Source organism: Ensifer sp. 38_S197 (genome assembly GCF_056924495.1).
Genome location: NZ_JBXOVZ010000002.1, coordinates 872,608 through 895,000, shown reverse-complemented (window position 1 = coordinate 895,000; position 22,393 = coordinate 872,608). Strand labels below are relative to the sequence as shown.

General features: G+C 63.8%; 19 protein-coding genes. 11 read left to right on the top strand and 8 right to left on the bottom strand.

Annotated features, from left to right (window positions below):
* The first annotated feature begins 168 nt into the window (after positions 1-168).
* The 3 genes from hrpB (at position 169) to AC1Z3V_RS17420 (ending at position 4,739) form a co-directional block, all read left to right on the top strand.
* Positions 169-2,628 carry an ATP-dependent helicase HrpB gene (gene hrpB, locus AC1Z3V_RS17430; protein WP_483500665.1) on the top strand — a complete coding sequence of 820 codons (2,460 nt, stop codon included), beginning with the start codon at positions 169-171 and terminating at the stop codon, positions 2,626-2,628.
* Positions 2,629-2,662: 34 nt separating this feature from the next.
* Complete coding sequence (locus tag AC1Z3V_RS17425; protein WP_429818696.1) at positions 2,663-3,970, top strand: ActS/PrrB/RegB family redox-sensitive histidine kinase; 1,308 nt, start codon at positions 2,663-2,665, stop codon at positions 3,968-3,970.
* Positions 3,971-4,154: 184 nt separating this feature from the next.
* Complete coding sequence (locus AC1Z3V_RS17420) at positions 4,155-4,739, top strand: ActR/PrrA/RegA family redox response regulator transcription factor (RefSeq protein ID WP_057252080.1); 585 nt, start codon at positions 4,155-4,157, stop codon at positions 4,737-4,739.
* A gap of 120 nt (positions 4,740-4,859) precedes the next feature.
* Here AC1Z3V_RS17420 and AC1Z3V_RS17415 read toward each other — a convergent pair whose 3' ends face one another.
* Positions 4,860-5,384 carry an MmcB family DNA repair protein gene (locus tag AC1Z3V_RS17415; protein ID WP_483500662.1) on the bottom strand — a complete coding sequence of 175 codons (525 nt, stop codon included), beginning with the start codon at positions 5,382-5,384 and terminating at the stop codon, positions 4,860-4,862.
* 182 nt (positions 5,385-5,566) lie between these two features.
* On the opposite strand from AC1Z3V_RS17415, the gene AC1Z3V_RS17410 reads away from it, so the two are divergent.
* Both AC1Z3V_RS17410 and AC1Z3V_RS17405 read left to right on the top strand, forming a co-directional pair.
* Positions 5,567-6,256, top strand: a complete 690-nt coding sequence (locus AC1Z3V_RS17410) for a L,D-transpeptidase (protein ID WP_472952347.1) — start codon at positions 5,567-5,569, stop codon at positions 6,254-6,256.
* 275 nt (positions 6,257-6,531) lie between these two features.
* A complete protein-coding gene (locus AC1Z3V_RS17405; RefSeq protein WP_483500660.1) occupies positions 6,532-8,466 on the top strand; it encodes a HAMP domain-containing methyl-accepting chemotaxis protein in 1,935 nt (644 codons plus the stop codon).
* A 115-nt stretch (positions 8,467-8,581) separates the two neighbouring features.
* On the opposite strand, the gene AC1Z3V_RS17400 is transcribed toward AC1Z3V_RS17405, so the two are convergent.
* Both AC1Z3V_RS17400 and AC1Z3V_RS17395 read right to left on the bottom strand, forming a co-directional pair.
* On the bottom strand, positions 8,582-10,753 hold the full coding sequence (locus tag AC1Z3V_RS17400; protein WP_483500658.1) for a malate synthase G: 2,172 nt from the start codon (positions 10,751-10,753) through the stop codon (positions 8,582-8,584).
* 205 nt (positions 10,754-10,958) lie between these two features.
* Positions 10,959-12,962 carry a hydantoinase/oxoprolinase N-terminal domain-containing protein gene (locus AC1Z3V_RS17395; RefSeq protein WP_483500656.1) on the bottom strand — a complete coding sequence of 668 codons (2,004 nt, stop codon included), beginning with the start codon at positions 12,960-12,962 and terminating at the stop codon, positions 10,959-10,961.
* Positions 12,963-13,113: 151 nt separating this feature from the next.
* On the opposite strand from AC1Z3V_RS17395, the gene AC1Z3V_RS17390 reads away from it, so the two are divergent.
* A complete protein-coding gene (locus tag AC1Z3V_RS17390; protein WP_483500654.1) occupies positions 13,114-13,743 on the top strand; it encodes a hypothetical protein in 630 nt (209 codons plus the stop codon).
* On the opposite strand, the gene AC1Z3V_RS17385 is transcribed toward AC1Z3V_RS17390, so the two are convergent.
* From AC1Z3V_RS17385 to hslV, 5 genes are all read right to left on the bottom strand, one after another.
* Positions 13,697-15,091 (bottom strand): cytochrome P450, encoded by a 1,395-nt coding sequence (locus tag AC1Z3V_RS17385; RefSeq protein ID WP_483500652.1) that lies wholly within the window; start codon positions 15,089-15,091, stop codon positions 13,697-13,699. The two genes, AC1Z3V_RS17390 and AC1Z3V_RS17385, sit on opposite strands and share 47 nt — an antisense overlap.
* A 74-nt stretch (positions 15,092-15,165) precedes the next feature.
* Positions 15,166-16,110, bottom strand: coding sequence for a DUF1402 family protein (locus AC1Z3V_RS17380; RefSeq protein WP_483500650.1), 945 nt, complete (start codon positions 16,108-16,110; stop codon positions 15,166-15,168).
* 194 nt (positions 16,111-16,304) lie between these two features.
* A complete protein-coding gene (gene hslU, locus AC1Z3V_RS17375) occupies positions 16,305-17,609 on the bottom strand; it encodes an ATP-dependent protease ATPase subunit HslU (protein ID WP_483500648.1) in 1,305 nt (434 codons plus the stop codon).
* The gene (locus AC1Z3V_RS17370) at positions 17,606-18,127 is read right to left on the bottom strand and encodes a GNAT family N-acetyltransferase (RefSeq protein ID WP_483500646.1); all 522 of its coding nucleotides are present in this window, start codon (positions 18,125-18,127) and stop codon (positions 17,606-17,608) included. The genes hslU and AC1Z3V_RS17370 overlap by 4 nt, the downstream gene beginning before the upstream one ends.
* Positions 18,117-18,674, bottom strand: a complete 558-nt coding sequence (gene hslV, locus AC1Z3V_RS17365) for an ATP-dependent protease subunit HslV (RefSeq protein ID WP_483500644.1) — start codon at positions 18,672-18,674, stop codon at positions 18,117-18,119. Before hslV ends, AC1Z3V_RS17370 begins: the two co-directional genes overlap by 11 nt.
* Positions 18,675-18,967: 293 nt before the next feature.
* On the opposite strand from hslV, the gene hisB reads away from it, so the two are divergent.
* The 5 genes from hisB (at position 18,968) to hisF (ending at position 22,380) form a co-directional block, all read left to right on the top strand.
* A complete protein-coding gene (gene hisB / locus AC1Z3V_RS17360) occupies positions 18,968-19,576 on the top strand; it encodes an imidazoleglycerol-phosphate dehydratase HisB (RefSeq protein WP_483500642.1) in 609 nt (202 codons plus the stop codon).
* Positions 19,577-19,712: 136 nt separating this feature from the next.
* Positions 19,713-20,183, top strand: a complete 471-nt coding sequence (locus AC1Z3V_RS17355; protein WP_483500640.1) for a DUF2628 domain-containing protein — start codon at positions 19,713-19,715, stop codon at positions 20,181-20,183.
* Positions 20,183-20,833 carry an imidazole glycerol phosphate synthase subunit HisH gene (hisH, locus tag AC1Z3V_RS17350; RefSeq protein WP_483500638.1) on the top strand — a complete coding sequence of 217 codons (651 nt, stop codon included), beginning with the start codon at positions 20,183-20,185 and terminating at the stop codon, positions 20,831-20,833. The genes AC1Z3V_RS17355 and hisH overlap by 1 nt, the downstream gene beginning before the upstream one ends.
* 28 nt (positions 20,834-20,861) lie before the next feature.
* Positions 20,862-21,599 (top strand): 1-(5-phosphoribosyl)-5-[(5-phosphoribosylamino)methylideneamino]imidazole-4-carboxamide isomerase, encoded by a 738-nt coding sequence (gene hisA / locus AC1Z3V_RS17345; RefSeq protein WP_483500636.1) that lies wholly within the window; start codon positions 20,862-20,864, stop codon positions 21,597-21,599.
* A gap of 4 nt (positions 21,600-21,603) precedes the next feature.
* Positions 21,604-22,380: an imidazole glycerol phosphate synthase subunit HisF gene (hisF, locus tag AC1Z3V_RS17340; protein WP_483500634.1), complete on the top strand. Its 777-nt coding sequence runs from the start codon at positions 21,604-21,606 to the stop codon at positions 22,378-22,380.
* Positions 22,381-22,393: the final 13 nt, after the last annotated feature.

Sequence of the window (22,393 nt, the reverse complement as noted above, 5' to 3'; positions counted from 1 at the left end):
CGACGCCTTGCCCTTGGCTGGGCTATTGCCGTAGTTGCGAACTGTTCGCCCTGCCCGACATGACGATCCATGCAGCGGGGCAGACCAACAAATATGGTTATGCACGTGCCGGCGAATGCGGCCGGCCGCACGCGGCGCCATCATTCATAGAGGGGCGGAGATCCAGACGTGACGACACAGCTTCCTGCGCTTCCGGTTCGCGAGGTGCTGCCCGCACTGGCACATGCACTGACCGCCGGCCCCTCCGCGGTGCTCTCGGCCCCGCCCGGCGCCGGCAAGACCACGCTTGTTCCTCTCTTCCTGCTCGAACAGGACTGGGCAAAAGGCGGCAAGATCATCCTGCTCGAACCGCGGCGGCTGGCGGCGCGCGCGGCGGCCGGCCGCATGGCGGAGCTTCTCGGCGAGAAAGTCGGCGAAACCGTCGGCTATCGCATGCGCCTCGACAACCGCATCTCGGCCAAGACTCGCATCGAGGTCGTGACCGAAGGCGTGTTCGCCCGCATGATCCTTGACGACCCGGAACTCAAGGGCGTCGCGGCCGTGCTGTTCGACGAATTCCACGAGCGCTCGCTCGACGCGGATTTCGGCCTCGCACTGGCACTCGACGTTCAGGCGGCACTGCGCGATGATCTCAGGATCATCGTCATGTCGGCAACGCTCGATGTCGAACGCGTCGCCGAGCTGCTCGGCGGCGCACCTGTCATCGAGAGCCGGGGCCGCAGCTATCCGATCGACATTCGCTATCAGGATCGCGGCGGTGAGAGTGTCGAAGATGCCATGGTGCGTGCCATTGTCGAGGCGCATCGCACGGAAGACGGCTCCATCCTCGCCTTCCTGCCCGGCCAGGCCGAGATCACCCGTGTCGCCACGCGCCTCCAGGATCGCTTCGATGCCGGCACCGCGATCGTGCCGCTTTATGGCAACCTGACCCAGAAAGAGCAGGATGCGGCGATCCGTCCGGCGCCAAATGGTACCCGCAAGATCGTGCTCGCCACCTCGATCGCCGAAACCTCGATCACCATCGACGGCGTGCGCATCGTCATCGACAGCGGCCTGCAGCGCCTGCCGGTGTTCGAGGCGGCGACAGGGATTACCCGGCTGGAAACGGTGCGGGTTTCGCGTGCCTCCGCCGACCAGCGCGCCGGCCGTGCCGGACGAACCGAGCCCGGCATCGCGATCCGTCTCTGGCACAGCGGCCAGACGGCGGCACTTGCCGCCTTCACGCCGCCGCAGGTTCTGGCCAGCGACCTCTCGGGCCTGCTGCTCGACTGCGCCCATTGGGGCGTCAGCGATCCGACGACGCTTGCCTTCATCGATCCGCCGCCGGAAACGACGCTTGCGGAAGCACGGAAACTGCTGAGCGCACTCGGGGCACTGGACGAGGCCGGCGCACTGACGGCGAAAGGTCGCAAGATCCGCGATCTGGCCCTGCCCCCACGCCTGGCGGCGATGGCGGTCGCCGCGGCCGAAGAGGGCCAGGCCGAGGCCGCGTGCCTGCTCGCGGTCATGCTTACCGAACAGGGCCTCGGCGGCAACGGCATCGACCTCGAGGATCGGCTGCGCCGGTTCCGCCAGGAGCGCGGCGACCGCGCCGAAGCCACGCGCAATCTCGCGCGCCGCATGGCGGCCGAGTTGAAGGGCGCACCAAGGTCGAGCGAACCGATCCAGCCGGGCGCCCTGCTGATGCACGCCTTCCCCGATCGCATTGCGCTTCAGCGCGGTGGCCGCGGCCGATACGTGATGGCGAACGGACGCGGCGCGGAAATCCCGGAGACGGAACGGCTGGCGGCCGCGCCGATGCTTGTCGTCGCCGACTTGACCGGCCGGGCCGGCGGCCAGCGGGTGCTGGCAGCCGCCGAACTGACACGTGCCGAGGTCGAGGCGCATATGCCCGAGGCGATCACCCGCGAAGACCAGAGCTTCTTCGACCGACAGAGCCGGCAGGTGCGCGCACGCCGTGTGACGCGGCTTGGCGCGATCATCTTCGAGGAGGCGCCTCTCGCCAGGCCGACCGGCGAAGCCGCCGCGCGGGCGCTTGCCGATGGCGTGCGCCAGCTCGGCCTCGCGGTTCTGCCCTTCTCAAAGGAGGCGATGCAGATGCGCGACCGCATCGGCTTCCTCAACCGCTCGATCGGCGACCCCTGGCCGGATGTCTCCGATCAGGCCTTGCTCGACCGCCTCGACGATTGGTTCGTGCCCTTCCAGCATGGCGTCACCGCGATCGCCGACATCAAGGCGTCCAACCTGTCGGACGGCCTGCTCTCTCTCATTCCGCACGAGCGGCAGCGGGAACTCGCCAGGCTTGCGCCGACGCATTTCGAGGCGCCGACCGGGCAAAGGCACCCGATCCACTATGACGGCGACGAGCCGCTTCTGTCGATTCGCGTGCAGGAGCTCTTCGGCCTCAAAACCCACCCTGCGATCGGCGACGGCCGCCTGCCGCTGCTGCTCGAACTGATTTCGCCCGGACATCGCCCAATCCAGACGACGCGCGACCTGCCCGGTTTCTGGGCGGGCTCCTGGCGCGACGTGCGCGCCGACATGCGCGGCCGCTATCCGAAACATCCATGGCCCGAAGATCCGGCCAATGCGATGCCGACGACACGGGCAAAGCCGCGTGGTACATGAAGCGGCACGATCGACGACCGGAATGCAGGAACGAATGACCACAGTTTCGCTCGAACACAACAACGATCAGACCAGCAACCGAAGCCTGCGCCTGCAGACGCTCGTTCGCCTGCGCTGGCTTGCCGTCGGAGGCCAGTCAATCGCCGTCCTCATCACGGCTTTCTGGCTGCAGTTTCCGCTGCCGCTGATTTCCTGCCTGGTGCTGATCGCGAGCCTCGCACTGGTCAATGCCTATGTAACGCTGCGCTATCCGCCGACGCACCGACTGCAGCCCCCGGCCGCCTTCGCGCTGCTGGGCCTCGATCTCGCGCAGATCACGGGGCTGCTGTTCATCACCGGCGGGCTGACCAATCCCTTCGCACCGCTTCTGTGCGTTCCCGTCATCATCTCCTCGGCGTCGCAGCCGAAATCGCACAGCATCATCCTTGCCGGCCTCGCGGTGATCGCGATCACCGCGCTTGCCTTCTCGCCCTTCCCACTGCCCTGGTATCCCGGCACGGTTCTCCTGATGCCGCGGGTTTTGACCGCCGGCATCTGGTTCGCGATCGTCTCGATGACGGCCTTTGCCGCCTTCTATACCTACCGCGTCTCGCTGGAAGCGAGCGAGCTTTCGGAAGCCCTGACGGCAACCGAACTGGTGCTGCAGCGGGAAAAGCACCTGTCGCAGCTCGACGGGTTGGCGGCGGCGGCGGCACATGAGCTCGGCACGCCGCTTGCGACGATCAGCGTCGTCGCCAAGGAAATGGAGCGCGAACTCGGCAACGACCCGCGTTTCGGCGAGGACGTGCATCTGCTGCGCAGCCAGAGCGAGCGCTGCCGGGATATTCTCAAAAGGCTGACAACGCTCTCCTCCGAGAGCGAGGAACACATGCGGCTGCTGCCTCTGTCCTCGCTGATCGAAGAGGTGATGGCGCCGCATCGCGAGTTCGGCATCCACATCAACCTCATCGAGAAAGGCGACCGCACCACCGAGCCGGTCGGCAACCGCAATGCCGGCATTCTCTACGGGCTCGGCAACCTGCTCGAAAATGCGGTCGACTATGCCAAGAAGGAAGTGACGGTGACCGTGGAACATACGGCCGACCGCGTGAAAGTGACGATCGAGGACGATGGCGACGGCTTCGCCCCGGATATCCTGCAACGCATCGGCGAACCCTATGTGACGCGGCGCCAGAAGGACGACAGCGCCGGCGGCCTCGGGCTCGGCCTCTTCATCGCGAAGACGCTGCTCGAACGTTCGGGCGCGCGCCTACGCTTCGAAAACGGCGGACCGGACAGGCCGGGCGCCCGGGTCAGCGTCGAATGGCCGCGCGCCCTGATGGATACGAAACTGGCGAAATGACATTTCGCAGTTTATTGAACGAGGCTACCGCATAATTTTTTAGATCGGAATCGATTTAGGGGCAAAATTATGCAGTAATTCAAAGTGCTACAGTGACCTTTGCGCGTCTTTTAAGACGCGCGGCGCTGTAGAAGAAACCTATGATCTCGGCGAAAGCGCAAGTTTTCGCTCAAGGATTGCCAGAATGACTGACAAATCGACAGCTTCGCCCAGCACACCCGCACAGGACGCCGAACTGATCGGACCGGACCGCACCCTGCTGCTCGTCGACGACGACGCGCCCTTCCTCAGGCGCCTGGCCCGCGCCATGGAAGCCCGCGGCTTTTCGGTCGACATTGCCGAATCGGTCGCAGAAGGCATCGCCAAGGCCAAGGGCAACCCGCCGAAATATGCCGTCATCGACCTGAGGCTCGGCGATGGCAGCGGCCTCGACGTGATCGAAGCGATCCGCGGGCGGCGCGACGACACGCGCATGATCATGTTGACCGGCTACGGCAACATTGCCACCGCCGTAAACGCCGTGAAGCTCGGCGCTGTCGACTATCTCGCCAAGCCGGCCGATGCCGACGACATCTTCGCGGCGCTCGTTCAGCGCCAGGGCGAGCGCGTCGAGCCGCCGGAGAACCCGATGTCGGCCGACCGGGTGCGTTGGGAGCACATTCAGCGCGTCTATGAGATGTGCGAGCGCAACGTGTCGGAGACGGCACGCCGGCTCAACATGCATCGCCGCACCCTGCAGCGCATTCTCGCCAAGCGCGCGCCGAAGTAAGCGAATCGCCTCAACCGATTCGGGGCTAAAAACCGCTTCACACTTCTGGGATTGCTCTTGATTAGGTGGAGCAATCCTGGTCGGAAAGCCGCTCTGGACGTTTCCTCAATTGCTGCGGGATCAGTCGCGGCCGCCGGAGAGAATGTCGCCGATCGAATCGCCGAGCTCGCCGCTGCGCTCGGCCGCCCATTCGGCCAGCATCAGCCGCTGCGCCGCCGTGCGGGCAAAGAGCTGCAGGACGGATTTGCGTGTGGCCGGCGGCAGCTTGTGCTCGGGCGCCTCGCGAACGATGTGTCCGTCGTAACCGTCGGAAAGCAGCAGGCCACAATCCTCCGGGAAGATGTCCAGCGGCACGCCGGCATGGGTCGCGAAAAACAGCCGGTCGCAATGCTGCCGGTATTCCGGCCATTTGCGGTCGACTCGAAAATCCTCGATCGAGGTCTTGATCTCGACGATCCAGATCTCGCCCTTGGCCGACAGCGAGATCAGGTCGGCGCGCCTTCCGCTCGCGAGCGTCAACTCGGGCAGCACCGAATGGCGGAGTTCGGCAAAAAGCCGCTGCACACCGCGGCGCACCATCATCGCGCGATTCGATTGACGACCGTCAATCAGGGGGTTGTCGCCATGGATGGAGAGGATTGTCATCTGTCCGGGCTCCCTTTGAGCCGGCCATTTTGTTGCAAAAAAGCAAGCGTCATGGAATTTGCACTTTCTAGCCAAATTGTGGCCGCGCAATCTCTTGCATAGCACAAACTAATCGAAAATAACCGGTCTCACTGTTGGTCGCGGCGACCCAGTTTTACTTCGCTTCTTTTTAAGAGACCCCCATGCGCTTCCGCAATGCCTTCCTCTTGTGCAGCCTCGCGGCGACACTGGCCGTTGCCGGCTGCTCGACGACATCGTCCAAGCCCGAGACTGCTGCCAACGAACCTGCTCCCGTAGCGGAAAAGATCGCTACGAATCAGATCTTTAACGGCGAATATGGCGCAGTTGAGGATCACGGCTATGCGCTGCCGGCCATTCCGATCAACAAGGTCGACAGCCGTTACCATCGCCAGATCGTCGACTACACCACCAGCGAACGCCCCGGAACGATCGTCGTCAACACGCCGAATCGCTTCCTGTACTACGTGCTGCCCGGCGGCAAGGCCGTGCGCTACGGCATCGGCGTCGGCAAGGCCGGCTTTGCATGGGAAGGCGAAGCCTACATCGCCTGGAAGCAGGAATGGCCGATGTGGCATCCGCCGAAGGAAATGGCCGAGCGCAAGCCGGAAGTCGCCAAATATGTCGAGGAAGGCATGGGTCCGGGTCTCAAGAACCCGCTCGGCGCCCGCGCGCTCTACCTCTTCAACGATGAAGGCAAGGACACGCTGTTCCGTCTGCACGGCACGCCGGAATGGTCCTCGATCGGCACCGCCGCATCGTCGGGCTGCATCCGCCTGATCAACCAGGACATCATCGATCTTTACTCGCGCGTTCGCCCCGGCAAGAACGCCCGGGTGGTCGTCCAGCAGTAACCGAATCACACCAGCGCATCCGAAGCCGCCGACAGCCGTCGGCGGCTTTTTTCGTCGGCACTCAACCACCATTTGCCGGCATTGCGATGCTGCAACGAAGCGCGTCAGCCACGCACAGTTGCCGTTCGAAAACGCCCTCAAATCAGGGTCGCGAAGACTGGCCGACGTGACGCGGAAAAGTTCAATTTCGACCTGAATTCAGTCCCTTATTAAGTAAGCGTTATCTAAACAATAGAAACAGTGTGCCCAAGAAATTCCGCTCGGGAGGGACTGGCATGCTGATCAAGACCAAGCTTATCGGCGCGATTGCGCTTCTATCATCCATTGCCATCGGCATCGCCACCTACAGCCAGAGCACGCTGTCGAAAACCAGCGGCATGATGGATGCGGTCTATGCTGATCGCATCGTGCCGCTAAAGAACCTCAAGGCGACTTCCGACGCCTTTGCAGTCTCGATCGTCGATGCCGCCCATAAGGTTCGCAACGGCAACGAATCGATGGAGAGCGGGCTTGCCTCGGTCAATGCCGCACGGGAAACGATCAAGTCCAACTGGGATGCCTATGCGGCGACTTCGATGACCGACGAGGAACGGAGACTCGTCGACAATGCACGGAGCCAGATGATCGTTGCAATGGATTCGATCACGGCGCTCACTCAAATTCTGTCCAGCAAGGACCAGAAGGCACTCGATACGTTCGTGCGCGACAAGCTCTACGCGACGATCGATCCGTTGACGGCGACGATCTCCAAGATCTCGGACCTGCAGGTCGAACTTTCCGGCACGGCCTTTGAAGCCAAGCATCGCGAGTTCGAGACGGTGCAAACGCTCAGCATTGCCATCATCGTTCTCGTCATGGCGCTTGCCGCCGCCACCTTCCTTGTCGTGCTGCGCGGTGTCGTCGGACCGCTCGGCCGCCAGATTGCCGCCATGCGCCGGCTGATCGACGGCCACGTCGAGGATGCCGACGAGCCGGTGAACGGCAAGGACGAGGTCGCCGACATGGCCCGCGCCATCCAGTCCTTCCGTGAGGCCGCGCGATCGAATCTGCGACTGCAGGCGGAGGCGGAAGAAACTCGCCGCACCAGCGAGGCAGAGCGCATTCGCGTACAAAGACAGGCGGAACAGGACGCGCAGCAGCGGCTGACGCAAGCGACCGCCGGTCTCGGCGGCGGGCTGCAGCGGCTTGCCAATGGCGATCTCGCCGTCCGACTGCATGAGCCCTTTGCCACCGAGTTCGAGCAGTTGCGGCATGACCTCAACAAGGCAGCCGAACAGTTGAACGACGCGTTGCTGGCCGTCGCCGACAGTGCCGGGAACATCGGCATGGGTACGCGCGAGATCAGCCAGAGTGCCGACGACCTATCCAAACGGACCGAACAGCAGGCCGCGTCGCTCGAAGAGACGGCCGCGGCACTGGACGAGATCACCGCCAATGTCAGCAACTCCTCCAGACGCACGGAAGAGGCGCGCGATGTCGCCGGCGAAGCGAAGACCAGTGCGGCCCAATCCGCCGTCGTTGTCGCCAATGCCGTCGAGGCGATGCGGCGGATCGAAGAATCGTCGAGCCAGATCTCCAGCATCATCGGCGTGATCGACGAGATCGCCTTCCAGACGAATCTTCTGGCGCTGAACGCCGGCGTCGAAGCGGCGCGGGCCGGCGAAGCGGGCAAGGGCTTTGCCGTTGTTGCCCAGGAAGTGCGCGAACTCGCCCAGCGCTCGGCCAAGGCGGCAAAGGAAATCAAGGATCTCATCCGCACATCGAGCCAGGAGGTTGAAAACGGCGTGCGTCTGGTGCGCGACACCGGCGAGGCGCTGCAGACGATCGAGGCGCATGTGATCACCATCAACGAACATATGGCCGCAATCGCCACGTCCGCCCGGGAACAATCTGTGGGGTTGAGTGAGGTCAACACTGCCGTCAACCAGATGGATCAGGTGACGCAGCGGAACGCAGCGATGGTCGAAGAAGCCAATGCCGCCTCCGCCACCCTGGCGCAGGAGGGCACCAATCTGCGTGACCTGATCGGACGCTTCATCCTCACCGGCGAGACGCAGGCAAAGGCCGGATCGAGGCCCCCTGCCCCGGTAGCTGCTCCAGCCGCAATCCGCGACCAGGCCCGGCCCGTTGCCCAGGCAACACGGCGGCCAGCCGCCTATGCAACACAGGGCAACGCCGCGCTCGCCACAGACGGCTGGGCCGAATTTTAGACCCCGGCGGAGACGACTGGGCGGGCGTATCTAAGCCGGGACCGCGCTTGAAAAAAGAGCCGTGCGTTCGCACGAACACACGGCCCTGGTCCGATATTTAGACGCCAGTGGCGAATCAGGCGGCGTTGCGCGCCTTCAACTCCAGCCGGCGGCGATGCAGGACCGGTTCGGTGTAGCCGTTCGGCTGCTCGCGCCCTTTGAGAACGAGATCGAGCGCCGCCTGAAAGGCGATCGAGCCGTCGAAGTTGCCGGCCATCGCCACATATTGCGGGTCGTCGGCATTCTGGCCGTCGACGACGGCGGCCATACGCTTCATCGTATCGACGACCTGGCCCTCGGTGACGACGCCATGATGCAGCCAGTTGGCCATGTGCTGAGCGGAAATGCGCAAGGTCGCGCGGTCTTCCATCAGGCCGACATTGTTGATGTCGGGAACCTTCGAGCAGCCGACGCCCTGGTCGACCCAGCGCACGACGTAACCGAGGATGCCTTGCGCGTTGTTGTCGAGTTCGCGCTGGATTTCCTCCGGCGTCCAGTTCGGGCGAACCGCGACCGGCACCGACAGGATGTCCGAGAGCTTGGCGCGGCTCCGGCTCTTCAGGCTTGCCTGAACTTCGGCAACGTTGACGCGATGGTAATGGGTCGCATGCAGCGTCGCCGCGGTCGGCGACGGAACCCAGGCGGTGTTGGCGCCGGCCTTCGGATGGGCGATCTTCTGCTCGAGCATCGCCGCCATCAGGTCAGGCATGGCCCACATGCCCTTGCCGATCTGGGCATGGCCGGAGAGGCCGCATTCCAGACCGATATCGACATTCCAGTTCTCGTAAGCCGCGATCCAGGCGGCCTGCTTCATGTCGCCCTTGCGGATCATCGGGCCTGCTTCCATCGAGGTGTGGATCTCGTCGCCGGTGCGGTCGAGGAAGCCGGTGTTGATGAAGACGACGCGCTCGCGGGCGGCACGGATGCATTCCTTGAGGTTGACCGTCGTGCGGCGCTCCTCGTCCATGATGCCCATCTTCATGGTGTTGGCGGGCATGCCGAGGGCCTTTTCGACGCGCGCGAAGATCTCGCAGGCGAAGGCGACTTCTTCCGGCCCATGCATCTTCGGCTTGACGACATACATCGACCCTTCGCGGGAGTTCATCCGCCGGCCGCCCTGACCGATATCGTGCAGGGCGATCAGAGCCGTGACCATGGCATCCATGATGCCCTCGGGCACTTCCTTGCCGTCGCGATCAAGGATAGCCGGATTCGTCATGAGGTGGCCGACATTGCGGACCAGCATCAGCGAGCGGCCGGGGAGCGACAGCGTACCGCCGCTTGCTGCCTCATAGGTACGGTCGGCATTGAGGCGACGGATGAAGGTCTTGCCACCCTTGGCAACTTCCTCCTCGAGGTCGCCCTTCATGAGGCCGAGCCAGTTGCTGTAGACGACGACCTTGTCCTCGGCGTCAACGGCGGCGATCGAATCTTCGCAGTCCATGATCGTGGTGATCGCCGATTCGAGAATGACATCGGAGATGCCGGCCGGATCCTCCTTGCCGATCGGCGTGGAGGTGTCGAGAACAACGATCGCATGCAGATTGTTGTGCCGGAGAACGATCTCCGACCGCGCGCCTTGCGAACCGGAATGGCCCGCGAACTGGGCCGCATTGCGCAGCGCCGTGTCCGAGCCGTCCTTGAGCCCGATCGTCAGCGCGCCGCCCGCAACCTTGAGCGAGGTGACGTCGGCCCAACTTCCCTTCGCCAGCGGGGCGCTGGCATCGAGGAAATCGCGCGCCCAGGCGATAACCTTGGCGCCGCGCTTGGGATTGTAGCCGCGGCCCTTTTCCGCGCCATCGGCGTCCGAAATCGCGTCCGTGCCGTAAAGCGCATCATAGAGCGAGCCCCAGCGCGCATTGGCGGCATTGAGCGCATAACGCGCGTTCATGACGGGAACGACGAGCTGCGGGCCGGCGATCGTCGCGATCTCCGGATCGACATCGGCGGTCGAAACGCTGAAATCACCGCCTTCCGGCAGCAGGTAGCCGATATCTCGGAGGAAGGCCTGATAGGTTTCGATGTCGCTGGGTGCGCCGTTCTGCTTGTACCAGGCATCGAGCTTGGCCTGGAGATCGTCACGCTTGGCAAGCAGCGCCCGGTTCTTCGGGGCCAGGTCGTGCACGAGAGCGGAAAACTGCTCGAAGAAATGCTCGGCATCGATGCCGGTGCCCGGCATCGCCTCTTCCACCAGAAAGCGATGGAGACCCGCATCTATCTTCAACCCAAACTTCTCAATGCGGTCCATCTGCCAACTCCTTGAAATAGACGAGAGGAGCGCCACCGCTCCCAACGGATGCGATGAACGCCCCGACATGTGTCGATCTTGCGCCTGAAGCCGATCGCGGACCAGCCCAGACGCATTGCGCGCGTGAAACGGCGGCAGTTTCTCACCAATTCATTCCCTGTCAATTCTGCAAGGATGCGAAGAATTGTTTCCGGAATGGAAAAGATCAGCCGTGGGCGATGCGGGGTCGGCCGCTGGCGGACGCGATGAACCGGGCCTCGATCAGCTTGCGGCTGCCCTCGACTTCCGGTGCGTCTATTTCCTCGCGCAGCAGCGATGCGGGATCGTCCGCTCCATTGGTGCGCGCCGTCTCCAGCGCCACCGCCTCGGCCCGCCGACGAGCGGCACCAAAAGCCTGCTCCTGATCGATAAAGCGTTCACTGGTCCCGGCGCCGTTGACGACGAAGATGCCTTCCTCCGGCATCGTCACAAAGACCGTGACCGTAGCGCTGACCTGGCCGACCACGGCGCCAACGGCATTGGCGACGCCGGCCTCCTCGGGAATGGCGGCTTCCGTTCCGAGCATCTCGGCGATATCAGGGTAATAGACTGGCGCCGAAGCACCGAGGCCGACGAGCGGACGGTCGAGACCGAGCGAGAAACGGACGATGCCCGGCGTGCGGGTAAGCGCGCGGTCGACAGCCTGCGAGACGGCGGGATCAATGGCACCGGCGCCATCTTCGCCAAGGCAGGCCTGCAGGATGACTTCGGAGGATTGCCGCGTCAGCCGGTCGACGATCATCTGCGCCATCGCTTCCGGCGAGGACGCGATGGGTTGGCCGGAGCCGTCGCGCGTGCGCGCCGCAAGCTGAATGCCAAGGTCCGCCGCCTCGAGGTTCCACTGCGATTGCCGGCCAAGCACGTGCATGGCGTCCGACGGCGTGAGACCACAGATATGGACGAGGCCGCGCCCCACCAGGCGATCGAGCGTCGCCTTCTGCGGGGTCGAAACCAGCAGCGTCTCCAGCGCAACGGGCACGGCGCCGATTCGCTCATAAAGCGCCTGCTCCTGCGGCTGCAGGCCGCTCGCGAGATAGTCCGGCAGGCCGGTGCGAACCGCAAATCGGCCATTGTGGCGCCCGCTATGCTGGGCGCGCATCTGTTTTTCGAGCACCGAGATGACAGCGTCGCCATGCAGCGCGGCCGCCAGGCTGAGCGGCATCAGCCGGCGCGGACCGAGGTCGATCTTTGCCTTCAGGCCGCGGTCGTTGATGCGCACTTCCGAATCGCCGCCGAGGCCGTAGGTCCGCATCGCCACCGCCTCGACCATGGTGCGGAAGCCGCCGACAACGGCGCCTTCGGCGTCAAGCCGCGGCCGACCGCCTTCGAGAACCGCGACGTCGGTCGTCGTGCCGCCGATATCGGAAACCACGGCGTTGTCGAGGCCGGTCAGGTGCCTTGCGCCGACGAGGCTCGCGGCCGGGCCGGAAAGGATCGTCTCGATCGGGCGCAGGCGCGCTTCTTCCGCCGAGATCAGGGCGCCGTCACCGCGCACCACCATCATTGGCACGTCAATGCCGCGCGCCTTCAGGAAACCTTCGCAGGAGCCAATCAGCCGGTCGATCATCGACACCAGCCGGGCATTGAGCAGCGTCGTCAAGGCACGGCGCGGGCCCCCGAGCTTCGAAGACAGTTCATGGCTGCAGGTCACCGGCAGATGCGAAACTTCGCGAATACGGTCGCGGACGCGCTTTTCGTGATCCGGATTCCGGACGGCGAAATAGCCGGCAATGGCGAAGGAAGAAACCTGTGCGGCGAGCACCGGCAGGGCAGCGTCGAGCTCACTCATGTCAAGCGGGGTTTCGCCGCCGTGCACATTGTGCCCTCCGGGCAGGAAGATCACCGGATCGGAGCCGAGCGCCTCCAGCAGGCCGTCGCGCTTCAGATCGTCAGGGCCAAAGCCGATCATCACCAATCCGGCGCGGCCACCCTGCCCTTCGACGAGCGCATTGGTGGCAAGCGTGGTCGACAGCGAGACCATGCTGATCGCGGAAACCGGCACTTTCGCCTGATCGAGAACCGCCTCGACCGCGCCGGAAATTCCGACCGCAAGATCGTGGCGGGTGGTGAGTGCCTTGGCCTTGGCGACGACCCCTTGCGTCTCCGAGAAGAGAGCGGCGTCGGTATAGGTGCCGCCGGTGTCGATGCCGAGAAGAAAATGAGAGGTCAATTGGCGCAGTCCGGAATTCGCGCGGGGCGCAAGGCCCCGGGTTCAATGGGGATCGATGCGGTGATATGACATATTTCAAGAGAAAACCATCGTGCCGCAGACATCGATGATCAACTGGGCGACACGGATCAAAAGATCGGGACACCTGCGCATGCTCAAAGGCCGCCGTCTGTCTGTTTTCGTCTGGCTCCTGTCGGCCGCTTTCATCTGGCTTCCGCTGAACCTCGCCCAGGCGCAGGACGCGGAGGAAGAAGAATACAAGCCGCAGCTTCCCGACGTCGCGATCTACAAGGCGATGCTCGACGCCAACAAGCAGACCGGCTGGGTGCAGTTCCGCAACTATGACGACCGGCAGCTTATCTATTTCACCGCCTTGCAGACGATGCATTGCCGGCTATCGGAAATCCGCTATTCGATCAATTCGGACGCGCTCGACCGGCGCTTCCCGCTGGCGAAGTGCAACCCGCAGATCCCCTTCAACCTGCCGGCCGACGAGACGGCGGAGTATGTCTATATCTCGTTGCCGGCGGATACCGCGAAGTCGCTGACGATCCAGGCGGTCTGGGATGATGGCGCCGGAAGCGAGATCGTCGTTTACAAGCCGTGCGACAATGTCGGCGACGCTACTTGCGCCCAGATCAAGACGATCAAGAAACCGTCGAAACAACTGCAACAACCGAAGCCGGCCGATTCGCCGGTGCGCTCGGTCCAGGCGCCGATCCCGGGCAAGACCTTCAGCGAGCCGACACCCTCATCGGCAACCCGCCCCGCGGTTGAGTAGTGAGCCGCTGCACCGGCCAGGGGTTCGTCTCCTCGGTCGGGTCGAAGCGGTAGCGGTGCATCAGCACCGCGAGCGCGATCACTGCCTCCTGCAGGGCGAAGGTGGCGCCGATGCAGACGCGGGGGCCGGCGCCGAAGGGCAGATATTGGTAACGATGAAGCTTCTCACGGTTTTCCGGCAGGAAACGCTCGGGCATGAATGCGCGCGGTTTGTCCCAGTAGAGCACGTGGCGATGCAAGGTCCACGGCATGATCAGCACCGCGATGCCCTTGGGTATACGCACCCGCTCGCCTGACGGAGAGGTCCACTCGTCTTCCTCGATCGCAGCGCGGTTGATCGAAGGCGCCGGCGGATAGAGCCGCATCGCTTCCTCGAAGGCGGCAAGCACATGCGGCATCAGGCCGAGCCATTCGACCGGATCGGCACCGCTCGCGATCGCGGCGTCGATTTCCGCCTCCATCGTCTCGCGATAGGCGGGCGTGTTGGCGATGCAATAGAGCGTCCAGGCGAGCGCGCGGGCGGTCGTCTCGTGCCCCGCACCGATGAAGGTCAGGATATTGTCCTCGATCTCGGCTGTCGAAAGGCCCTGGCTGCCCTCGATCTCCAGGAGCAGGGTCAGAAAATCCTTCGGCGTGCCTTCGGGGTCCGCCGCCATCTTGCGGCGCCGAAGCGCCATGGTCTCGGATACGATCGAGCGAAAACGGTTCATCACCCGCTTGCCGCCGATCCGCGTCGGGCGCGGCACCCATTCCGGCGCCAACAGAATGTCCATCGGATCGACGCGTCCCATGCGGTGCAGGAGTTCCTCGACGCTCTGGACGAACCCGTCCCGCTCGACGGCGACTTCGCCGGAAAACAAGGTCTCGGCAAGGATGTCGAAGGTCAGCTCCGTCATGTCGTTGGCGATGTTGGTCGTGAACGGAGCCGTCTTGGCGCCGGCATAGCGCTCGACGAATGCTTCGGCGCTTCGCAACATCTGGCCGGCGAAACCCTTGGCGTGGCGCGGGGTGAAGACCGGCGCCATGGCCTTGCGCGAACGCTTCCAGACCTCGCCTTCGGCCGTCAGCAGGCCGTCGCGCAGGATCGGCCTGAGGATCAGCCGGCGAACCTTCGACATCTCGTAGTTGCCGACATTGTCGACGAGGATGTGGCGGATGAGACCGGGATCGTTGACGATCAGCGTGCGCTGGGTGACGAACTTCGTCTCGATCCAGGGCAAGGTGTAGGACGGCTCACCCCACAATTCGAGTGGATTGCGTAAGACCGTCCTGATGATCTTCAGGTAGGAAGGGATGCCCACTCGAGGAACGGGAGCCGGCGGTTCGAAGGGCTCCGGACGCATGTCCATGGTGATTGCCTTTCTCGATTGCGCCAATGATTTCAGGTTTTTACGGCGCAATCAAGGAAAGTGCTTCACGTGAATCACAGCAGGTTTTCGAGCTCCGCAAGCTTGTCGTTGACGAGCCAGCCGTAATAGTTTTCCTCCGGCCATTGCGCCTGGCCGCTCTGGATCTTGGCGGCGAGGGCCGCAGCGCGGCCGTCCGGATTACCGACATTGTAGAGCGTCGCGGTGATGCCGGGATTGCCAGAAATATCGAGGCCGGCGATCGACTTGTAGGCATCGATCGAATGGCGGATCGAAGCCGCCATATAGGCGAGCGAGACGTCCGGATCCATGATCGCCTCGTAGACGCCGGCGGCATTGTTCTCGTCGAGACGGTCGTAGCCCGAGGTCTTCGCGACCATGTCGGTCAGCATCAGCGCCGTCAGCGGGTTGATCTGGCCGAGGCCGAAGGTCTGGCCGGCGAAGAAGGGCTGGAAGAAAACGGCGCTGAAGCGGTTGTTCGGGAAGGACTTGCCGCCGACCGATTTGCCGCGGAAGTCATTGTCCCAGACGCGCTCGCGGCAGCTCCAGAGCGCATAGGCGCCCTTCTTGGCGCCACACTCGGAAAATTGCGGCCGGGTTACGAACTCCGCGACCGTCTCGCCGTCATAACCGAACTGGAAGCTGTTGCCGGCGTAGGCAGCCGCCTTGACGTAATAGGACTGCAGCCGGTCGTAGGCGTCGACATTATAGGTGTGCTCGCCGACGATGGCGCCGACCATATGGATCGGCGCGATGCCATAGGCGCGCGACACGGACTTGATCTTGCTGATCAGTTGCTTGTCGGTCGCCAAGAGATCGCGGACTTTCTCGAACTTGGCATCGAAGGAGGTGCGGCCGGCCTTGGTGCGGCGCACGGAAGCGCCGGGAATGCCGGGCTGCTCGACATTGCGGTTTCCCGGCGGAACGGCGGTCGCTGCGATTGTCTGGCTTGCGGTCAGGCAAAACGTGGCGATAGCGAGCATGCAGGCGGTGAAACGCACGATCTCTTCTTCCTGTGAATGGTGGAGGCGGCCTCGGTCGGCGGCGCGGCTCCTACGCCAAGATCATGTCGGAAAAATGCCCGGACCACGATCAATATGCACGTCCGTGTTAGAAAAAATGCAGGCGCCTGTCGAGAGACAGGCGCCTGCATATTCAGGGTTGCGGGCGTTTGCCCGCGCCTTCGACCCAAATGTCACAGGATGTAGCGTGACAGATCGGTGTTGGCGGCGAGATCGCCGACATGCTTGCGCACATACTCGGCGTCGATCGTCACCTCCTGGCCGCCGCGATCGGGCGCGTTGAACGAGATCTCGTCCAGCACGCGCTCCATCACCGTCTGCAATCGGCGGGCGCCGATGTTCTCGACTGTGGCGTTCAACTGCACGGCCACATCGGCGAGCGCGTCGATCGCGTCGTCGGTGAAGTCGAGCTTGACCTCTTCCGTGTCCAGGAGCGCCTTGTACTGTCGGATGAGGCTGGCTTCCGTTTCCGTCAGGATGCGGCGGAAGTCTTCCTTGGTCAGCGCACGAAGCTCGACGCGGATCGGCAGGCGGCCCTGCAATTCCGGCAGGAGATCCGAGGGCTTGGCCACGTGGAAGGCGCCGGACGCGATGAAGAGGATATGGTCGGTCTTGACCGGCCCGTACTTGGTCGCAACCGTCGTGCCTTCGACCAGCGGCAGCAAGTCCCGCTGCACGCCTTCGCGTGACACGCCCGCCCCCATGCCGCCTTCTCGTGAGGCGATCTTGTCGATCTCGTCGAGAAAGACGATGCCGTCGTCCTCGACTGCTCGGACCGCCTCGCGCTGGATCTGCTCATTGTCGAGCAACTTGTCCGACTCGTCATTGATCAGCAGCTCATAGGAAGCCTTGACCGTCGTCTTGACCTTTTTCGTGCGGCCGCCCATGGCCTTGCCGAACATCTCCGAGAGGTTCAGCACGCCGATGTTGGCGCCGGGCATGCCCGGGATCTCGAAACCGCCGGGTGTACCGGTGTCGGCAAGGTCGACCTCGATCTCCTTGTCGTCAAGCTCGTTGGCGCGCAGCTTCTTGCGGAAGGAATCGCGCGTCGCCGGCGAGGCCGTCGCGCCGACCAGCGCGTCCAGCACGCGCTCTTCGGCGTTCTGGTGGGCCTTGGCCTTGACTTCGGCGCGGCGCTTCTCGCGAACGAGACCAATGCCGACCTCGACGAGGTCACGGACGATCTGCTCGACATCGCGGCCGACATAGCCGACCTCGGTGAACTTGGTCGCCTCGACCTTGACGAAGGGCGCGCCGGCGAGTTTGGCCAAGCGCCTTGAAATCTCGGTCTTGCCGACGCCGGTCGGGCCGATCATCAGGATGTTCTTCGGCATCACCTCGTCGCGCAGCTCGTCGCCGAGCTGCTGGCGGCGCCAGCGGTTGCGAAGCGCGATGGCCACGGCGCGCTTGGCGTCCTTCTGGCCGATAATGTAGCGATCGAGCTCGGACACGATCTCTCTGGGTGAAAACGTACTCATCTAGTCCTCTCAAACTCGGTCCGTGTCAGCTCCATCAGGAGCGTGCGACCGGACGCATCTATCCATTCTGCGTAGGGCACGAAGCCGGCCTTGGTGTAGGCACTGACAGCTCTGCGGTTGCCTGCATCGGGGTCGATCACGATTCGCGAAGCGCCGGCGGCAAAGAGCCTTCCGGCGAAGGCTTTCAGGACGAGCGACGCGACACCCCTGCCCGTCATCTCGGGCGGGCCAATGAAGATGTCGACGCCGGGCACATCGGCCGGCAGATCCCTTGCCCAAGGCTCCTCGTCATATTGCGAGGGGGTCCAGGACTGGATGTAACCGGCCGGCTTATCGGCCAGATGGAAGATGAAGCCTTCCACTTCTCCGGTCGCGCAACCTTCGCGGATCAGCTCCACTTCCTTGTCCGGGTCGCCCCACCATTGCCGCACATGCGGTTCGCTCAGCCAGGCATGCAGCATCGAGAGGTGACCATCGGCCACCGGCACGAAGCTGACATGCGGCTGGTCATTCGGCATCCAGCGTCTCCACCACGATATTGTGGTTAGTATAGACGCAGATGTCACCGGCGATCTGCAGCGCCCGCCGGGCGACATCCTCGGCCGATTTGTCGCTGTCCATCAGGGCGCGCGCCGCGGCCAAGGCGTAATTGCCGCCGGAACCGATGGCGATCGTGCCATGCTCGGGTTCGAGAACGTCACCGTTGCCGGTGATCGCCAACGTTATCGACCTGTCGGCAACCAGCATCATCGCTTCGAGGTTGCGCAGATACTTGTTGGTGCGCCAGTCCTTGGCTAGCTCGACGGCCGCGCGCATGAGCTGGTCCGGATATTGCTCAAGCTTGGCCTCAAGCCTTTCGAGCAGCGTGAAGGCATCGGCGGTCGCGCCAGCAAAGCCGGCAATGACGTCGCCCTTGGCGAGGCGCCGCACCTTGCGGGCGTTGCTCTTCATCACGGTCTGGCCGAGGCTCACCTGGCCGTCGCCGGCCATCACCACCTTGCCATCCTTGCGTACCGTGATGATGGTCGTCGCATGCATCGTTCCGTAGGGATTGTGTTCACTCATGAAGATACCTGTCGGCCCCAGACATTTAGGGCGTTTACTTGGGGGCGTTGCGGCTCGTGACACGAGCCTGGTTGCTTGAGGCCTATGTAAGTACGGCAGACACATTTGCAAATGGCAACTGCCGCAGGCGCAATCTTCGTTCGGGGCCCGGTGTCGGATGATTCGAATCGGGCGCTCAAGTTCTGGATATTTGAGCATTTGCCTGATAAGGAGCGGCCCAGATCGCAAGCGAGCGCGAGAGGAGGAGACCGCACGGACTTTCCTCATCGCACTGGCGCATACAGGAGAGCCTGATGGCAGAAGCCACGTCCAGCCGCACCGCACAGGTTTCGCGAAAGACCAACGAAACCGCGGTATCCGTATCGGTCAACGTCGACGGCACCGGAATCGCCAAGATTTCGACCGGCATCGGCTTCTTCGACCATATGCTGGACCAGCTCGCCCGCCATTCTCTGATCGACATGGAGATCAAGACGGACGGCGACCTGCATGTCGACGACCACCATACGGTCGAAGACACCGGCATCGCCATCGGCCAGGCCATTGCCAAGGCGCTCGGAGACCGGCGCGGCATCACCCGCTACGCCTCGCTCGACCTTGCCATGGACGAGACGATGACGCGCGCAGCGGTCGACGTTTCCGGCCGGCCGTTCCTCGTCTGGAACGTGACCTTCACCTCGCCGAAGATCGGCACCTTCGATACGGAACTCGTGCGCGAATTCTTCCAGGCGCTCGCCCAGCATGCCGGGATCACGCTGCACATCCAGAACATCCACGGCGCCAACAACCATCATATCGCCGAGACCTGCTTCAAGTCCGTCGCCCGCGTGCTTCGCACGGCAACCGAAATCGACCCGCGCCAGGCCGGCCGCGTCCCCTCGACCAAGGGGACCCTTGCCTAAGCGGCCAGAGCGGGATGAGGAAAAGTGTGTGCGGTTTTCCGCCCGCATCCCGCTCTAACCTGTTAGAAGCGACCACGTTTATGATCTTGGGTCGAGTCGACCCAAGATCATCGTGATCTAGTCACTGGCTGAACTCATGGCTTCTTACATGATCCTGACCCCACCGGGTGCACGCGCCAATGACGAGCGTGCGCGTTTCGTCGCCGATGGCTTTTCCTGGATGGCCTTTCTGTTTCCGGCGCTCTGGCTTCTCGCCAAGCGGCAATGGATAATCGGAATCGCAGTTGCCGTTCTGCAGATTTCGTTAATCTCGCTCTCGAACGTCGCAGGCGGTTTCCTCGCATCGGTGCTGGTACAGTTCGCGCTGCGGCTGCTCGTCGCGCTCGAAGGACCGGTTCTGGTGGCGCGCAGCCTGACGGCCCGCGACTGGACGCTGCGTTCCATCGTTCCTGCTCCGAACCTGGCGGCGGCCGAAGAGATCTACTTCACGAGCGTGGCTTCGAGCGAGAAGAAGCCGGCCCCACCCTCCCCGGCCGACTGGACCGCACGCAAGCCTTCGAACGGCGGACCCGGTCTCGGCCTTTTTGATACCTACGGAGAACGCTGATGCGCGTCGCCATCATCGATTACGGCTCGGGCAACCTGCGCTCGGCCACCAAAGCCTTCGAACGGGCCGCTCGCGAAGCCGGCATTTCGGCCGAGATCGACCTTACCGACAAACCGGAACAAGTGGCGAGCGCCGACCGCGTCGTGCTTCCGGGTGTCGGCGCCTATGCCGATTGCCGCCGCGGCCTTGCCGCCGTCGACGGCATGGAGCAGGCACTGACCGAGGCCGTGGAACAGGCGGGACGGCCGTTCCTCGGCATCTGCGTCGGCATGCAACTGATGTCCTCGCGCGGGCTGGAAAAAACCATCACGCACGGCTTCGGCTGGATTCCCGGCGACGTCGTCGAAATGACGCCTTCCGACGCGTCGCTGAAGATCCCGCAGATCGGCTGGAACACGCTGAAGCTCAAGCGCGAGCACCCGCTGTTTGACGGCATCCGGGTTGGCGAAACCGGTCTGCATGCCTATTTCGTGCATTCGTACCACCTGGCGGCCGAGAACGCCGACGACGTGGTGGCCGAGGCGGACTACGGCGGTCCGGTCACGGCCTTCGTCGCCAACGGCAACAAGGCGGGCTCGCAGTTCCACCCGGAAAAGAGCCAGGCGCTCGGCCTCGCCCTCATCTCGAATTTCCTGCGCTGGAAGCCCTGAGCTTTCGCACGACTGATTGGACAGACCCATGATCCTTTTTCCCGCGATCGACCTGAAAGACGGGCAATGCGTGCGCCTCAAGCTCGGCGACATGGACCAGGCGACGGTTTACAACCCCGACCCGGCAGCCCAGGCCCGCGCCTTTGAAGAGCAGGGCTTCGAGTGGCTGCACGTGGTGGACCTGAACGGTGCCTTTGCCGGCGAGACGGTCAACGGGGCTGCCGTTGACGCGATCCTCAAGGCGACCCGCAATCCGGTGCAGCTCGGCGGCGGCATCCGCACGCTCGAGCATATCGAAAACTGGCTGTCGCGCGGGCTCGCCCGCGTCATACTCGGCACCGTCGCCGTGCGCGACCCGGCGCTCGTGATCGAAGCCTGCCGCAAATTCCCGGGAAGGGTCGCCGTCGGCATCGACGCCAAGGGCGGCAAGGTCGCCGTCGAAGGCTGGGCGGAGGCCTCCGAGCTCGGTGTCATCGAGCTTGCGAAGAAGTTCGAAGGCGCCGGCGTCTCCGCGATCATCTATACGGACATCGACCGCGACGGCATCCTGACCGGTATCAACTGGGCCTCGACCTTGGAACTCGCGGAGGCGGTTTCCATCCCGGTGATTGCGTCGGGCGGTCTCGCCTCGATGGACGATATCCGCCGCATGGTCGCGCCGGAAGCACGCAAGCTCGAAGGCGCCATTTCCGGCCGCGCACTCTACGACGGCCGCATCGACCCGCAGGAGGCGCTGGACTTGATCCGCGCCGCGAGAAAGGCGTGAAACCATGACCCTCAAAGCCCGCGTTATTCCCTGCCTCGACGTCAAGGACGGCCGTGTGGTCAAGGGCGTCAACTTCGTCGACCTGATCGATGCCGGCGATCCGGTGGAAGCGGCACGCGCCTATGACGCCGCCGGCGCCGATGAGCTCTGCTTCCTCGACATTACCGCCTCCTCGGACAATCGCGAGACGATCTTCGACGTCGTCGCCCGCACGGCCGAGCAGTGCTTCATGCCCCTGACGGTGGGCGGCGGCGTGCGGCAGGTTTCGGACATCCGCAAGCTGCTGCTCGCCGGTGCCGACAAGGTGTCGATCAACACCGCCGCCGTGAAGAACCCGGAGTTCGTCGCGGAAGCGGCCGACAAGTTCGGCAACCAGTGCATCGTCGTCGCGATCGACGCCAAGAAGGTATCGAAGGACGGCGAAGCGGACCGCTGGGAGATCTTCACCCATGGCGGGCGGCAACCGACCGGCATCGACGCGCTCGAGTTCGCCCGCCGCGTCGTCGACCTCGGCGCCGGCGAGATCCTTTTGACCTCGATGGATCGCGACGGCACGAAGAGCGGTTACGACATCGCGCTCACCCGCGCGGTCGCCGACGCCGTTCGTGCGCCGGTCATCGCGTCCGGCGGCGTCGGGACCCTCGACCACATGGTCGCGGGCATCCGCGATGGCCACGCAACCGCCGTGCTCGCCGCCTCCATCTTCCACTTCGGCACCTATAGCATTGGCGAAACCAAGCGCTATATGGCGGAGCATGGCATCGCCATGCGCCTCGACTGAGCTTCAGGATCTT